This is a genomic window from Halopseudomonas sp. (genome assembly GCF_041579695.1).
GTDB lineage: Bacteria > Pseudomonadota > Gammaproteobacteria > Pseudomonadales > Pseudomonadaceae > Halopseudomonas.
Genome location: NZ_JBFGFI010000007.1, coordinates 15,410 through 30,795 on the forward strand (window position 1 = coordinate 15,410; position 15,386 = coordinate 30,795).

13 protein-coding genes are annotated in these 15,386 nt (G+C 59.0%); 10 read left to right on the forward strand and 3 right to left on the reverse strand.

Features of this window, described 5'->3' with window-relative positions:
* Nucleotides 1-22: 22 nt before the first annotated feature.
* Genes nagZ through ABYA88_RS03090 form a run of 3 tightly spaced genes read left to right on the forward strand, consistent with a single transcriptional unit; the run spans nucleotide 23 to nucleotide 2,921 of the window.
* On the forward strand, nucleotides 23-1,033 hold the full coding sequence (nagZ, locus tag ABYA88_RS03080; protein WP_373185463.1) for a beta-N-acetylhexosaminidase: 1,011 nt from the start codon (nucleotides 23-25) through the stop codon (nucleotides 1,031-1,033).
* Nucleotides 1,030-2,184, forward strand: coding sequence for a mechanosensitive ion channel family protein (locus ABYA88_RS03085; protein ID WP_373185418.1), 1,155 nt, complete (start codon nucleotides 1,030-1,032; stop codon nucleotides 2,182-2,184). The genes nagZ and ABYA88_RS03085 overlap by 4 nt, the downstream gene beginning before the upstream one ends.
* Complete coding sequence (locus ABYA88_RS03090; RefSeq protein ID WP_373185419.1) at nucleotides 2,181-2,921, forward strand: S-methyl-5'-thioinosine phosphorylase; 741 nt, start codon at nucleotides 2,181-2,183, stop codon at nucleotides 2,919-2,921. Before ABYA88_RS03085 ends, ABYA88_RS03090 begins: the two co-directional genes overlap by 4 nt.
* A 12-nt stretch (nucleotides 2,922-2,933) precedes the next feature.
* On the opposite strand, the gene ABYA88_RS03095 is transcribed toward ABYA88_RS03090, so the two are convergent.
* Together ABYA88_RS03095 and mfd are read right to left on the reverse strand one after the other, a co-directional pair.
* Nucleotides 2,934-3,512, reverse strand: coding sequence for a CsiV family protein (locus ABYA88_RS03095; protein ID WP_373185420.1), 579 nt, complete (start codon nucleotides 3,510-3,512; stop codon nucleotides 2,934-2,936).
* The gene (gene mfd / locus ABYA88_RS03100; protein WP_373185421.1) at nucleotides 3,509-6,994 is read right to left on the reverse strand and encodes a transcription-repair coupling factor; all 3,486 of its coding nucleotides are present in this window, start codon (nucleotides 6,992-6,994) and stop codon (nucleotides 3,509-3,511) included. The genes ABYA88_RS03095 and mfd overlap by 4 nt, the downstream gene beginning before the upstream one ends.
* A 152-nt stretch (nucleotides 6,995-7,146) precedes the next feature.
* Here mfd and ABYA88_RS03105 point away from each other — a divergent pair, with 152 nt between their 5' ends.
* Nucleotides 7,147-8,586 (forward strand): glyceraldehyde-3-phosphate dehydrogenase, encoded by a 1,440-nt coding sequence (locus tag ABYA88_RS03105; protein WP_373185422.1) that lies wholly within the window; start codon nucleotides 7,147-7,149, stop codon nucleotides 8,584-8,586.
* Between the two features lie 104 nt (nucleotides 8,587-8,690).
* Here ABYA88_RS03105 and ABYA88_RS03110 read toward each other — a convergent pair whose 3' ends face one another.
* Entirely contained in the window at nucleotides 8,691-9,251 is a 561-nt protein-coding gene (locus tag ABYA88_RS03110; RefSeq protein WP_373185423.1) for a chalcone isomerase family protein, read from the reverse strand.
* Between the two features lie 284 nt (nucleotides 9,252-9,535).
* Between ABYA88_RS03110 and ABYA88_RS03115 the strand changes: the two genes are divergently transcribed.
* The 6 genes from ABYA88_RS03115 to nqrF are packed head-to-tail and all read left to right on the forward strand — an operon-like array spanning nucleotide 9,536 to nucleotide 15,386.
* Nucleotides 9,536-10,873, forward strand: coding sequence for a Na(+)-translocating NADH-quinone reductase subunit A (locus tag ABYA88_RS03115; protein WP_373185424.1), 1,338 nt, complete (start codon nucleotides 9,536-9,538; stop codon nucleotides 10,871-10,873).
* A gap of 3 nt (nucleotides 10,874-10,876) precedes the next feature.
* Nucleotides 10,877-12,091 carry an NADH:ubiquinone reductase (Na(+)-transporting) subunit B gene (locus ABYA88_RS03120; protein WP_373185425.1) on the forward strand — a complete coding sequence of 405 codons (1,215 nt, stop codon included), beginning with the start codon at nucleotides 10,877-10,879 and terminating at the stop codon, nucleotides 12,089-12,091.
* Nucleotides 12,081-12,857, forward strand: coding sequence for a Na(+)-translocating NADH-quinone reductase subunit C (locus ABYA88_RS03125; protein WP_373185426.1), 777 nt, complete (start codon nucleotides 12,081-12,083; stop codon nucleotides 12,855-12,857). The genes ABYA88_RS03120 and ABYA88_RS03125 overlap by 11 nt, the downstream gene beginning before the upstream one ends.
* Nucleotides 12,858-12,859: 2 nt before the next feature.
* Nucleotides 12,860-13,531, forward strand: a complete 672-nt coding sequence (locus tag ABYA88_RS03130) for an NADH:ubiquinone reductase (Na(+)-transporting) subunit D (RefSeq protein ID WP_373185427.1) — start codon at nucleotides 12,860-12,862, stop codon at nucleotides 13,529-13,531.
* Between the two features lie 6 nt (nucleotides 13,532-13,537).
* Nucleotides 13,538-14,146 (forward strand): NADH:ubiquinone reductase (Na(+)-transporting) subunit E, encoded by a 609-nt coding sequence (gene nqrE / locus ABYA88_RS03135; protein ID WP_373185464.1) that lies wholly within the window; start codon nucleotides 13,538-13,540, stop codon nucleotides 14,144-14,146.
* A 13-nt stretch (nucleotides 14,147-14,159) separates the two neighbouring features.
* Entirely contained in the window at nucleotides 14,160-15,386 is a 1,227-nt protein-coding gene (nqrF, locus tag ABYA88_RS03140; RefSeq protein ID WP_373185465.1) for an NADH:ubiquinone reductase (Na(+)-transporting) subunit F, read from the forward strand.

The following is a 15,386-nucleotide window of genomic DNA, read 5'->3' on the forward strand; positions in this document are numbered from 1 at the left end:
ACTGTTGAAACAAGGCACCCTGATGCTCGACGTGGCAGGTACCTGGCTCGATGCCGGAGATCGTCAACTGCTCAGACAACCCGAGGTGGGTGGCATCATTCTTTTTGCGCGTAATACCGAGTCGCCACGCCAGGTACGCGAACTGGTCCAGTCAATCAGGTCGCTGCGCCCGGAAATGCTGATTGCGATCGACCAGGAAGGCGGACGCGTCCAGCGCCTGCGCAACGGGGTGGAACGATTGCCTGCGCTGGGCCGGATAGCGGAACTGGCCAGCTGCAAGGACAAGACGGAAGTCGCGGAGATTGCTTCAACCGCAGCCTGGGTGATGGCCACCGAGATGCTCGCCTGTGGTCTCGACATCAGCTTTGCGCCTGTACTCGATCTGGATTACGGGCGTAGTGAGGTGATCGGCAACCGCTCGTTGGGGCGCGACCCACAGCAGGTGGCCGAATTAGGCAAAGCCTATATCGCCGGCCTGCACAAGGCCGGTATGGCGGCAACCGGCAAGCATTTTCCAGGTCACGGCTGGGCGGAAGCGGATTCCCATACCGATCTGCCGATCGATGAACGCAGCGAAGCTCTGATCCGCGCCAGCGACCTGGTGCCGTTCGCACAGCTTGCTGCGCAACTGGATGGAATCATGCCCGCGCACGTTGTTTACCCGGCGATTGACGCGCAGCCGGCGGGTTTCTCTCGGCGTTGGCTGCAGGAAATCCTGCGCGGCGAGCTGGGCTTCACGGGTGCGATCTTCAGTGATGATCTGACGATGGCGGGCGCCCACGTGGTAGGCGGTATACGCCAACGCGTGGATGCGGCGCTTCTGTCGGGCTGCGATATGCTGCTGGTGTGCAATGATCGTGGCGCCGCGGAAGAGGCTCTTAGCCACGTGCAACAGGTCGGTCTGACGCCGCCGGGTAACCTGCAGGGCATGCTGGCCCGCAGGCAACCGGGTATCAACTACAAGGCTGACCCGCAGTGGCGTGCGGCCATTACGCTGCTGCGCGGTCTCGATCTGCTCGGGGAGACTGCATGAATGGATTGATAGATAGCCTGCCGCTGGAAGATTTTCCCTTTGCCGGGCAGCTCTGGGTGTACAAGGTTTTTGCAATCGTTTTCGCTTCACTGATACTGGCATATGTCGGGAAGTTGATACTTGATCGCGTCGAGGCGCGTGCCACGGTCAGTCCGAGCGTGTGGGACGATGCCCTGGTCATCGCGCTGCGCAGGCCCCTATGGGTGTTGATATGGAGCATGGGGCTGCTGTGGGCGGCCCGCATTACAGCTCTGGAGATGGATGAGGATTTCGCCGATGCACTCGAGAGCATGCAGAGTGTCCTGCTCATCGGGCTGCTTGCCTGGTTCCTGTTACGGCTGGCGAGCCGGGTCGAGGAACGGCTGGTCGACTCGCGCTATCTGCAAAAGCCCATGGACCAGACTACCGTCAGCGCCATCGGCAAATTGCTCCGTATCTCTGTGGTCATCACCTGTGGCCTGGTGATCTTGCAGACACTGGGTTACAGCATTGGCGGCGTGCTCGCCTTCGGCGGCATCGGTGGAATCGCGGTGGGTTTTGCTGCCAAGGACCTTTTGGCAAACTTTTTCGGTGGGCTGATGGTCTACCTGGACAGGCCTTTCTCGGTGGGTGAGTGGGTTCGTTCGCCGGACAAGGAGATTGAGGGCACGGTAGAGCACATTGGCTGGCGTCTTACCCGCATACGCACCTTCGACAAGCGGCCGATCTACGTGCCGAATGCAATTTTTACCAACGTGGTGCTGCAGAATCCGTCGCGCATGTCTCATCGGCGGATATTCGAGCATATCGGTATCCGTTACGACGATATCCAGCACATGGAACCCATCGTCAAGGCGGTTCGCGAGATGCTCAAGTCGCACCCGGATATCGCCCAGGACGTGACGCTAATGGTGTATTTCGACCGTTGCGGAGCGTCGTCCGTGGATTTCTTCATCTATTGTTTTACCAGTCCGGTGTGGGCCGAGTATCACCGGGTGAAGGAGGATGTGCTGTTGAAGGTATTGGCTATCGTCACCGAGCACGAGGCGCAGGTGGCTTTCCCCACCTCGACTCTGCATGTGCCGGATGGGCTTACATTGCGCGGCGGTGACGGCGAGCTGGTGGCTCCCTCACGTCCGGGCGCGGAAACTGCGGCGCAGGGGGGCTCATGAACGCGTTGGCCATTATCGGCGGCACCGGGCTCACCCGCCTGGGCGGCCTCAAGCGCACCGGCGAAGGCAGCTCAGAGACGCCTTTCGGACAAACTTCCGCGCCGGTGATCAAGGGGATGATGGCCGGCCGGGAGGTGTTCTTCATGGCGCGTCATGGTGATCCCCATCGCATCCCGCCACACCGGGTGAATTACCGTGCGAACCTCTGGGCCCTGAAGGAAGCGGGTGCGGATGAAATACTCGCGGTCAACGCGGTTGGTGGCATTCATCCGGCGATGGGCGTGGGGCACTTCTGCGTCCCCCACCAGCTTATCGATTACACCTGGGGACGCAGCAGCACGTTCTTCGAGGAGGATCTGGAGGCGGTTACGCATATTGATTTCACGCATCCCTACGATGAAGGTCTGCGTCAGCGCCTGATCAGAGTGCTGGCCCGGGTTGGCGTGGCGCACAGTGCGTATGGCGTCTATGCCGCGACCCAGGGCCCGCGGCTGGAAACAGCGGCGGAAATCAGTCTGCTCGAGCGTGACGGTTGCGACATCGTCGGCATGACCGGGATGCCGGAGGCGGCGCTGGCGCGCGAACTGGACCTGCCCTATGCGAGCCTCTCGCTGGTGGTCAATCCTGCCGCAGGCAAGGGCAAGGGCGTCATCACTATGGCCGATATCGAGAAGGTCATGGAAGGGGGGATGGCTCAGGCACGGGCGATTATCAATGCGATGGTCGCTGGGGCCTGAGCGCGCAGCTGTCTAGCGGCGGGTAATCCGCACCAGCATGCCCATGCCCTGGTGATCGAGGTAATGCACTTCGTCCAGGCGCAGACGCCTGGTCTGGTGCAGTTGGTCGCTGATTATCCGAGTGCCCTGACCGTTCTGGTCGCGCACTGCAGTGTGGCGCCAGGCCTTGACCTCCATCTGGAGTGCCTCCTGGCCTCGCCCGAGACCGACGATCGCCTCGACCGGGTAATGATCTCCCAGACTTTCGCCCTGATGAACCGCCACTTTCAGATTGCTGTCCGCAGGTTGTATCCAGGCCTTGTGCATGAGTATCTGATAGCCCTGGGCTTTCAGCTTGTCAGCCTCCCGGTCCATGCGATGTTGGGTCACATCCAGCCCGCGCACGTCACTGCGCGCGGTTTCCTCGAGCATCACCGCATCTTCTGCCCACTCGTAGTCGGGCGTACGGTCTCCGGTCAGTCCGGCTGATGGCTGGGAAAACAGGATGGCTTCGATCTGGTAGGTGCTGGCGTTCTGCGCCTGCGCGGCGGCGCCCAGCGAAGCCAGGATCAGCAGTGCGGACAGTTGCAGGGTGCGAATGACAGGATTCATGAGCGCTTTCCTTTTCCTTGGGATGGTTGGGGCTGTGGTTCCAGGCGGTCAATCAATGCTTCGACGGTATTCAGGCGCAGATCGGTAGCACCCATGGGTGCATTGAAGCGAAACAGGGTGGCGCCTTCAAGCTTATACCGGTTGGGCTGGTCCTGAATCAGTTTGACCAGGGTCATTGGATCTACTCGGGTGTCGGCGGCAAATTCCAGGCGGCCATGCTCGGGACCCACATCTACTTTGCTGATCCCCAGGGGGGTGCAGCGCAGCTTCAATGAGGTCACCCGGAACAGGGTTTTCGCCGCTTCCGGCAGCAACCCGAAACGGTCGATCATTTCCACCTGCAGATCCTTCAGCGCTTCATCATCAGCTGCGTTGGCGATGCGCTTGTAGAGAATCAGGCGGCTGTGTACGTCCGGCAGGTAGTCGTCCGGAATCAGCGCTGGCAGTCGCAGATTGATATCCGGACCGCCGCCCAGCGGCTGGTCGAGTGACGGCTGATTGCCGGACTTGATCGCCTTGATTGCTCGATCGAGCATGTCCATGTACAGGGTGAAGCCGATGGCCTGGATCTGGCCGCTCTGGCCTTCTCCGAGCAGTTCGCCGGCGCCGCGGATTTCCAGGTCATGGGTTGCCAGGGTGAAGCCGGCACCCAGCTCCTGCGCCGCAGCGATCGCCTCCAGGCGTTTCTCTGCATCGCTGGTGAGTTTCTTGCCATGTGGCGTCAACAGATAGGCGTAGGCCTGGTGGTGGCTGCGCCCGACGCGCCCACGCAACTGGTGCAACTGGGCCAGGCCGAACTTGTCTGCCCGCTCGATGATGATGGTGTTGGCGTTGGGTACGTCGATGCCGGTTTCGATAATGGTAGTGGTGACCAGCACATTGAAACGCCGGTGGTAAAAGTCGCCCATTACCTGTTCCAGCGCCCGCTCGGGCATCTGTCCGTGGCTGATGCCGATGCGTGCTTCGGGCACCAGTTCGGCCAGGTCGGCGGCGCATTTCTCGATGGTCTGCACTTCGTTGTGTAGGTAATAGATCTGCCCGCCGCGCAACAGCTCACGCAGAATGGCTTCCTTGAGCACCGGTGCCTGCTGCTGCATGACGAAGGTGCGCACCGACAAGCGGCGCGCCGGGGGCGTGGCGATGATCGACAGCTCGCGCATGCCGGACATGGCCATGTTCAGGGTGCGCGGGATCGGCGTGGCCGTGAGCGTCAGCACATCCACTTCGCTGCGCAGCGCCTTGAGCTGTTCTTTCTGACGTACACCAAAGCGGTGCTCTTCGTCGATGATCATCAGGCCCAGATTCTGGAACTGGATGTCGCTCTGCAGCAGCTTGTGGGTACCGATCATGATATCCACCTTGCCTTCGGCCAGCTCTCCCATGGCCGCCTTGATTTCCTTGGTCGATTTGAAGCGCGACATCACCTCGACCTTCACCGGCCAGTCGGCAAAGCGATCGCGGAAACTGTTGTAATGCTGCTGGGCGAGCAGGGTGGTGGGTACCAGTACAGCAACCTGCTTGCCCCCATGCACCGCCAGGAACGCAGCGCGCATGGCGACTTCGGTCTTGCCGAAGCCGACATCGCCGCAGACCAGGCGATCCATTGGCTGCGATTTGACCATGTCGCTGATTACCGCCTCGATGGCCGCCTCCTGGTCGGCGGTCTCCTCGAACGGAAACGCGTCGGCAAAAACCTGATAATCGCGTTCCGGAGCGCTGAAGCTGAAGCCCTTGCGCGCGCCGCGGCGAGCGTACACATCGAGCAGCTCGGCAGCCACATCGCGCACTTTTTCGGCTGCCTTGCGCTTGGCTTTCTGCCACTGCTCCGAGCCCAGCCGATGCAGGGGCGCATGTTCATCCTCGCCGCCGGTGTAGCGGGCTATGAGATGCAGATTGGAGACGGGTACGTAGAGCTTGGCTTCGTCGGCGTATTCCAGCGTGAGGAATTCGGCCTGCTGGTCTTCCACGGTCAGGTTGACCAGGCCGAGGAAGCGGCCGACGCCATGGTCGATATGGACCACGGGTGAACCTTCACGCAGCTCGGTCAGGTTGCGAATGACCGCATCACCCAGATCGGTGGCCTTGCCGCGGCGCCGGCGCTGCATGACGCGCTGACCGAACAGCTGGTTCTCGGCAATCAGCGCGATGGCAGGTGAGCCGCAGAGCATGCCCTGATCGATCGGGGCGATGATGATCGAGTGGGCTGCTTTGGCAGCCAGAAATTCCGGCCAGCTGTCAACAGCGTCGGGCTTCACATTGATGCGGGCGAGTAGATCGAGCATGGCCTCGCGGCGCCCGGCGCTCTCTACTACATACAGAATCCGGCCTTCGAACGAGCTGGCGAAGGATTCCAGGGCCGCCAGTGGCTGGTCGAGACGATTGTCGATCGGCAGTTCCGGTGGCGGCTGGCAGCTGAAGTGAATATTACCGGAGGCAGGGCCGATCGGTTCCTGGTGGCAGATAATGCGTGGGAAGCGCTTGATCAGCGCGAAGCAGTCCTCGACGCTGAGAAACAGTTCTGCCGGTGACAGTAGCGGGCGTGTCTTGTCGACGCTCTGTTCCTGATAACGGTTGCGCACGTCGGTCCAGAAATGTTCTGCACTGCCCTCGATGCCGGGCAGGCTGAACAGCAATGTATTGGCTGGCAGATAGTCGAACAGGTTGTGCAGTTCTTCGAAGAACAGCGGCAGGTAATACTCGACGCCTGCAGGTATCAGGCCCTCGCTCAGATCCTGGTACACCGGGCAGCGCCGGTAGTCGACATCGAAATGTTCGCGAAAACGGGCGCGAAAACCGGTCAACGCGGCCTTGTCTACCGGGAACTCCTTGGCCGGCAGCAGGTGCACCCGCTCGACCTTGTCGATCGAACGCTGGGTCTCCGGATCGAAGGTGCGCAGGGTTTCGATTTCATCGTCGAACAGGTCGATGCGCAGCGGTAAGCGACTGCCCATCGGATACAGGTCCAGCAGCGCGCCGCGTACCGCATAGTCGCCGTGCTCGTAGACGGTGTCGACGCAGCGGTAGCCAGACGAATCCAGGTCCAGGCGCATCTGTTCCATGTCCAGGCGCTGGCCCAGCTCAAGCATCAGCACCGAACCGCCGAGAAATGACCGCGGTGCGATGCGGTGGAGCAGGGTAGTCATGGGTACAACAAGAATGCCCTGTGTGACGGACGGTAGCTGGTACAGCGTTTTCAGGCGCTGGGAGATGATGTCCTGGTGCGGCGAGAAGCGGTCGTAGGGCAGGGTTTCCCAGTCCGGAAAGCTGAGCACTGGCAGGTCGGGCGCGAAGAATCGCAGCTCCTGTTCCAGTTGGCCGGCCATTGCGGTGTCGGTGGTTATGACCAGGCTCAGGCCGGGGTGCAGCAGCGCGCCCTCGGCTATCGCCAGCGCCCGGGCGGCGCCGGTGAGGTTGCCCCAGGCCGTCTTGCCTTTGCCGGCAAGTACGTCGGCGGAGGCGAGGATGGTTTTGTTCGCAGGCATGCGTTAGCAGTCCATCTGTAAAAAACGCCAAGTGTACCTGTGTACGCATTACTGTGCCGCGGTTAGCGCGCATTTTCCGGGATCATTGCCTCGTTGCCCGAACAAAAGCATAATATCGGCCCTTTAGCGCCCATGACCTGGAAGGAAAAGCCGTGACTCAAGCTCAATATGATCAATGTCTGGAAAACTGGACGGATCGTGAATCCACCGCCGAAGCAATGATTCCGCTGATCGGCCGCCTGTACCGCGAGCATAATGTGGTCACCTCGATCTACGGTCGGGGTCTGGTCAACCGTTCGGTGATCAGTATTCTCAAGTCCCACCGCTTCGCCCGTCAGATTGACGATACCGAGTTGTCGGTGCATGACACCTATCCACTGATCAAGACCCTGCTCGACCTGAATCTGGGTCCGGCCTCGATTGATCTGGCCCGGCTGATGGACAAGTTCCGCCGCGACGATGGCGACGATCTGGACGCCTTCCTGCGCAAGGAGCTGGCTGACGTCATCGGCCACAAGGGTGAGCGTCGACAGGGCCGTGACGTAGTCCTCTACGGTTTCGGCCGTATCGGCCGTCTGCTGGCTCGCATCATGGTCGAGAAGATCGGTGTGGGCGACGGGCTGCGTCTGCGTGCCATCGTGGTGCGCAAGGGTGCAAGCAACGACTTGGCCAAGCGTGCCAGTCTGCTACGTCGCGATTCCGTGCATGGCTCCTTCCAGGGCACCATCAAGGTGGATGAGGAAAACAACACCCTGACCGCCAACGGCATGGTCATCCAGGTGATCTACGCTAGCAACCCGAGCGAAGTTGATTATTCGCAATACGGTATCGAGAACGCCATTGTCGTTGACAACACCGGTGTGTGGCGCGATGCCGAAGGCTTGTCCCAGCACCTGAAGTGCCCGGGCGCCTCCCAGGTGGTTCTGACCGCTCCAGGCAAGGGCGATCTGAAGAACATCGTGCATGGTATCAACCACGCCACCATCACGCCGGATGACAAGATCATTTCTGCGGCCTCCTGCACCACCAACGCCATCGTGCCGGTGCTCAAGGCGATCAACGACAAGTACGGGATTATCAACGGTCACGTCGAGACCGTGCACTCCTATACCAACGACCAGAACCTGATCGACAATTTCCACAAGGGTAATCGCCGTGGCCGCAGCGCTGCGCTGAACATGGTTATTACAGAGACCGGTGCTGCCAAGGCCGTGGCCAAGGCGCTGCCGGAGCTGGGTGGCAAGCTGAGCGGTAATGCGATTCGGGTGCCGACACCCAACGTTTCCATGGCAATTCTCAATCTGAATCTGGAGAAGGCCACCGATCGCGATGAAGTGAATGAGTACTTGCGTCACATGGCGCTGCATTCGGATCTGCACAAGCAGATCGACTTCACCAATTCGCAGGAAGTGGTGTCCAGCGATTTCGTTGGCTCGCGGCATGCCGGTGTGGTGGATGCCGAGGCAACTATCTGCAACGATAGTCGTCTGATCCTGTACGTGTGGTACGACAACGAATTTGGCTACAGCTGCCAGGTGGTGCGTATCCTCGAGGACCTGGGTGGTGTCAACCCACCGGCGTTCCCGGTCTAGGGTCGGAGCTCGTTTTGCAGTGGTTTCGGAAAGGCGCGAAAGCGCCTTTCTTTTTGCCTGCCAGAAAGCGCTTTGTCTGCCAGAGGGAGCGCTGGACCCGCCGATCAATTGCCGGCGGTCAGCTCCTCGCGCAGGCTGTCTGAAAGTCCGTTTTCTCTCAGCCAGATGCCGACATACGCGCGTGCCAGCTCGCTGTCCCTGGAGCTGAACGATTCCTTGCCGTTGTATTTCAGGCTCAGCGCGTGCTCAGTATCAAGCGTCAGTGCATATCGGTCTCCGGCGCTGATGTCGGTGAACGTGGCGTGCAGCCTCTCGATGCCAGGGCGCAGCCGCGTCAGCGTCGGCTCATCGTATTGGCGTTCCAGCGCAACCCAGGCAGCTTTTATGACATCTTCGCGGTCGATGTCGCGGTAGTAGTACAGCTCGAGATGCAGGGGGTTTCTGGCCGTTATCGGCGTGTTAAGCGGCTGGTTCGGGGGCGTCAGCAATGCCGCGCTGTAGACGTCGACGAACAGGTATTCGAGCAGGCTGGCGTTACGCAAAACCAGTTCCTGGCCGTCGACCTGCATGCGCTCGGGAAAGTCGGCCTGGGCAATACGCTCCTCGTTTGCGGAAACACTTGCTGGTATTGCCAGGCAGATAAGTAGAAACAGTCGTGCGATCATGATGTTTCCTCGTGCCGAAAACGTTGTCAGACACCTATTAAGTACCCCCGGCGGGGCTCGGTCAATTTGCCCGGGCGCGGATTGTGTAACAGCAAAAAACCTGAAAAAACCAAGGCCTTGAGTAGCATTGAAGGGCCATGGTCTTTATACTTGACGGGATTTTTGATGAGGGTTTGCGGTCACATTCTGCTGGGTTCTGTCTGCTTCCTGAAGCGTTCGGCTGCCCCTTACGCCGGATGCCCGATCCGCCCTTGACGATTCCAACCAGTGATTAGGCTATACGTATGATAAAAATCAAACGGGGCTTGGATCTGCCAATCACCGGCTCCCCCGAGCAACTCATAGACGATGCGCGTCCTGTACGCAGCGTTGCTGTAGTCGGCTTTGATTACCATGGTATGAAACCGACCATGGAAGTAAAAGAGGGTGACCGGGTCAAGCTAGGCCAGATTCTTTTCAGCGACAAGAAGACCCCCGGTGTTATCTATACCGCTCCGGCCGCAGGTGTGATCAGTGCGATCAACCGCGGCGAAAAGCGTGTTCTGCAGTCGGTGGTCATTGATGTGGACGGCGACGAGTCTGTCAGTTTCTCTGCCCATGATGAAGCTGCTCTGCCGAGCCTGGATCCGAAGCAGGTGCGCGAGCAACTGATCGAGTCCGGAATGTGGACGGCGCTGCGTACGCGCCCCTATAGCCGCGTGCCCGCTGTCGACAGCGAGCCCCATTCGATTTTTGTCACAGCAATGGATACCAATCCGCTGGCAGCCGACCCGGCGCTGGTGCTGAAGGAGTATGCAGGCGCCTTCGAGAACGGGCTGAAAGTGCTCGCACGGTTGGGCCGTATCTGGCTTTGCCGCGCCGAGGGCGTCACGGTCCCGGGTGAAAACCTTGATGGAGTCCGCTGCGAGAGCTTTGCCGGTCCGCATCCTGCAGGTCTGCCGGGCACACATATTCATATGCTCGATCCGGTCAGCGAAGGCAAGACGGTATGGCAGATCAACTATCAGGACGTGATCGCGATCGGCCATCTGTTTACCGACGGCAAGCTTTGGACCGAGCGCGTTGTGGCCTTGGGCGGTCCCATGGTTGAACGTCCGCGTCTGCTGAAGACCCGCCTGGGCGCCAACCTCGAAGAACTCACCGCCGGCGAATTGCAGCCGGGAAACAATCGGGTGATCTCCGGTTCGGTATTCGGCGGGCGCATTGCGCTGGGTCCGGTTGCCTACCTGGGGCGTTATCACCAGCAGGTTTCGGTTCTGGCCGAGGGCACCGACCGCGAGATGATTCACTATCTGCGCCCGGGGGTGAACAAACACTCGGTACTGAATATCTTTGTGTCCAAGTTCAAGCCCAACAAGCAGTTCGATTTTACTACTACAACCAACGGCAGCCCGCGTGCCATGGTCCCGCTCGGTAACTACGAGATGGTCATGCCGCTGGATATCCTGCCAACGCAACTCTTGCGCTATCTCATCATCGGCGACACTGACATGGCCCAGAAGCTGGGCTGCCTGGAGCTAGACGAAGAAGATCTGGCCCTGTGCAGTTACATATGCGCCGGCAAATATGAATATGGCCCGATTCTTCGTGACAATCTCACGCGAATCGAGAAGGAGGGTTAAGCCATGGGTTTGCGTGCATTCCTCGACAAGATCGAGCACAACTTCGAAAAGGGCGGCAAGCACGAAAAGTTCTACGCCCTCTACGAAGCTATCGATACCTTTTTCTACCGTCCCGGTAGCGTGACCCGGACCACCTCGCATGTACGTGATGGCCTGGACCTCAAGCGCATGATGATCACCGTTTGGGTATGTACCTTCCCGGCGATGTTCTATGGTATGTATAACATCGGTTATCAGGCCAACATCATCTTTCTGGCCAATCCGGAATTGCTGGCAGCACAGGACGGCTGGCGCTTTGCTGTTACCCAGTCCCTGGCTGGTTTCGATCCGGCAAGTGTTTGGGACAACTTCGTCCAGGGCGCGACCTACTTCCTGCCTGTGTATGCCGTGACCTTCCTGGTCGGTGGTTTCTGGGAAGTACTCTTCGCTTCGATTCGCAAGCATGAGGTCAACGAAGGCTTCTTTGTTACCTCGATCCTGTTTGCGCTGATCCTGCCGCCGAGCATTCCGTTGTGGCAGGTCGCACTAGGCATCAGTTTCGGTATTGTGATCGGTAAGGAAGTGTTCGGTGGTACCGGCAAGAACTTCCTCAATCCGGCCCTGACTGGTCGGGCGTTCCTGTACTTCGCTTACCCGGCTGCGTCCTCCGGTGACGAAGTCTGGACGGTGATCGATGGTTACGCGGGCGCTACTGCTCTGAGTCTGGCTGCATCCGGCGGCATAGAAGCTGTCATGTCCCAGGGGATCAGCTGGTTTGATGCCTTTGTCGGCAACATCCATGGTTCGATCGGTGAAACCTCGACGCTGGCGATTTTCCTCGGCGGTGCGGTGCTGCTGGCAACCAAGATCGCCAACTGGCGTATTGTTGCGGGCGTGATGCTGGGGATGATCGGTCTGAGCCTGCTGTTCAATATGCTGGGCTCCACGACCAATCCGATGTTCTCGATGCCGTGGTACTGGCACATGGTGGTCGGCGGTTTTGCCTTCGGCATGATCTTCATGGCGACCGATCCGGTGTCGGCGTCCATGACCAACCAGGGCAAGTGGATCTTTGGTGGGCTGATCGGTGTGATGGTTGTGCTGATCCGGGTAGTAAACCCTGCTTTCCCGGAGGGAATCATGTTGGCGATCCTGTTCGCCAACCTGTTCGCCCCCCTGATCGACCATTTTGTCGTCCAGGCCAATATAAAGCGGAGGCTTGCACGTAATGTCCAGTAAAAAAGAATCAGTCAGCCGCACTATCACGGTTGCGTTGCTGGTGTGCCTGGTGTGCTCCGTGGTCGTTTCGGTTGCCGCGGTAGCGCTCAAGCCTGTGCAGATAACCAACCAGCTGCAGGACAAGAAGCGCAACATCCTGGCCATCGCCGGTTTGCTTGAAGAGGGCGTTAGCGTTGACGAGCAGTTCGAGAAAGTCACCGCCCGCCTGGTCGATCTGCGTACCGGCGAGTTCAGCGATGAAATGGACCCCCTGACTTACGATCAGCAGAAGGCATCCAAGGAGCCTGCGCTGTCGAAGCAGCTGGAGGGCTCTGAAGACATCGCCAGCATCCGCCGTCGCGCGCATTACGCGACTGTGTACATGGTTGAGAACGAAGATGGTATCGAGACCATGATCCTGCCAATCCATGGCTACGGCCTGTGGTCGACCCTCTACGGCTTTATTGCCCTGGAAGGTGATCTGAAGACTGTTGTCGGTCTGGGGTTCTACCAGCATGCGGAAACGCCCGGCCTGGGGGGCGAAGTCGATAACCCGAACTGGAAACAACAGTGGGATGGCAAGGTTGTTTACGATGAACAGGACGATGTTGCGATTCAGGTCATAAAGGGCAGCGTAGACCCTGGTATGGCAGACGCCGAACACAAGATTGACGGTCTGGCCGGCGCGACGCTGACCAGTCGTGGCGTAGAAAAACTGGTGCAGTTCTGGATGGGCGAAAACGGTTTCCGTCCGTTCCTCGATAACCTCAGCGCGGGAGAAGCATAATCATGGCCAAGCAAAGCGCCAGACAGGTGCTCTTCGAACCTATTTTCAGTAACAACCCGATTGCCCTGCAGATCCTCGGGATCTGCTCGGCCCTGGCCGTCACCACCAGCCTGAGCGTCACGCTGGTGATGTGTCTGGCTCTGACGTCGGTGACAGCATTTTCCAACCTGTTCATCTCGAGCATTCGCAGCCATATTCCCGGCTCGATCCGCATGATTGTGCAGATGGTGATCATCGCGTCGCTGGTAATCGTGGTCGATCAGGTCCTCAAGGCCTACGCCTACAACATCAGCAAGCAGCTTTCTGTGTTCGTCGGCCTGATCATCACCAACTGTATCGTGATGGGTCGTGCGGAAGCCTTTGCGATGCAGAACCCACCGCACATGAGCTTCCTCGACGGGATAGGTAACGGTCTGGGATACAGCTTCATCCTCATCGTGGTCGCAGTGATACGTGAGCTGTTCGGTGCGGGCAAACTGCTCGGCTTCGAGATACTGCCGCTGGTCAATGCCGGTGGCTGGTATCAGCCAAACGGTCTGTTGCTGCTGCCGCCGTCGGCGTTCTTCATCATCGGTCTGATCATCTGGGCGCTGCGCTCCTGGAAGACCGAACAGGTGGAAGAGCCGGAGTTCAAGATGGCGCCGCAGAGCCGTGCCCTGAAGGAGGCTATGTAAGCCATGATTGAACACTATATAAGCCTGATGGTGCGGGCCATTTTCGTCGAGAACATGGCTCTGGCGTTCTTCCTCGGCATGTGTACCTTTATCGCGATATCGAAAAAGGTACAAACGTCGCTGGGTCTGGGTATCGCGGTTGTGGTGGTGCTGACCATCACCGTGCCGGCTAACAACCTTATCTACACCTATCTGTTGCGCGATGGTGCGCTGGCCTGGGCTGGTCTGCCCAACGTGGACCTGAGTTTCCTCGGGCTGCTCAGTTATATCGGTGTGATTGCTGCGCTGGTACAGATCCTCGAGATGCTGCTGGACAAGTTCGTGCCTGCGCTCTACAACGCGCTGGGTGTGTTCCTGCCGCTGATCACCGTGAACTGCGCGATTCTGGGTGCTTCACTGTTCATGGTTGAGCGTGACTACTCCCTGGACGAGAGCATCGTCTACGGCTTCGGCGCGGGTGTCGGCTGGGCCCTGGCGATTGTTGCGCTGGCGGGTATTCGCGAGAAGCTCAAGTACAGCGATGTTCCTGATGGCCTGCGTGGTCTGGGTATTACCTTCATCACCGTGGGGCTCATGTCCCTGGGGTTCATGTCGTTCTCCGGCGTGCAACTGTAAACAGGAGCTGTAACTGATGAACATGGAAATTTTTCTGGGCGTGGGGATGTTCACGGCGATCGTGTTGTTTCTGGTAGCCGTGATCCTGATCGCCCGCTCCAAACTGGTGACCAGCGGTGACATCACCATCGAGATCAACGGCGAGCGCACCATCACTGTGCCCGCCGGTGGCAAGCTGCTAAACACCCTGTCCAATAACGGTATTTTCCTGTCCTCCGCCTGTGGCGGCGGCGGTACCTGTGCCCAGTGCAAATGCATTGTGGAGGAGGGCGGCGGTTCCATGCTGCCCACCGAGGAATCGCATTTCACCAAGCGCGAGGCCAACGAAGGCTGGCGTCTGTCCTGCCAGGCTCCGGTCAAGCAGGACATGAAGATCGAAGTGCCGGAAGAAGTCTTCGGCGTTAAGAAATGGGAATGCACCGTTGAGGCCAACCCCAACGTGGCAACCTTCATCAAGGAGCTGACGCTGAAATTGCCGGAAGGCGAAAACGTCGACTTCCGCGCTGGTGGTTATGTGCAGCTCGAATGCCCGCCGCACACCGTGTATTACAAGGATTTCGACATTCAGCCCGAATTCCGTGGTGACTGGGACAAGTTCGACATGTGGCGGTTCGTGTCCAAGGTCGACGAAACGGTAATCCGTGCCTACTCGATGGCCAACTATCCGGAAGAGCGCGGTGTAGTGAAGTTCAACCTGCGTGTGGCTTCGCCGCCACCCGGCCGTGACGACCTGCCTCCGGGCAAGATGTCCTCTTGGTGTTTTGCACTCAAGCCCGGTGACAAGGTCACGGTATACGGTCCCTTCGGTGAATTCTTTGCCAAGGAGACCGATGCCGAGATGGTCTTCATCGGTGGTGGTGCGGGCATGGCGCCAATGCGTTCGCACATCTTCGACCAGCTGGGCCGGATCAAGACCGATCGCAAGATCAGCTTTTGGTACGGTGCGCGCTCGCTGCGTGAAGCCTTCTATGTCGAGGAATTCGACAAGTTGCAGGAAGAACACGAGAACTTTCAATGGCATCTGGCGCTGTCCGATGCGTTGCCCGAAGATAACTGGAAGGGTCCTACCGGCTTTATCCATAACGTGCTTCTGGACAGCTATCTGAAGGACCATCCGGCTCCGGAAGACTGCGAGTACTACATGTGTGGTCCACCGATGATGAACGCTTCGGTGATCAAGATGCTGCAGGATATGGGTGTCGAGCCGGAAAACATCATGCTTGACGATTTCGGCGGCTAG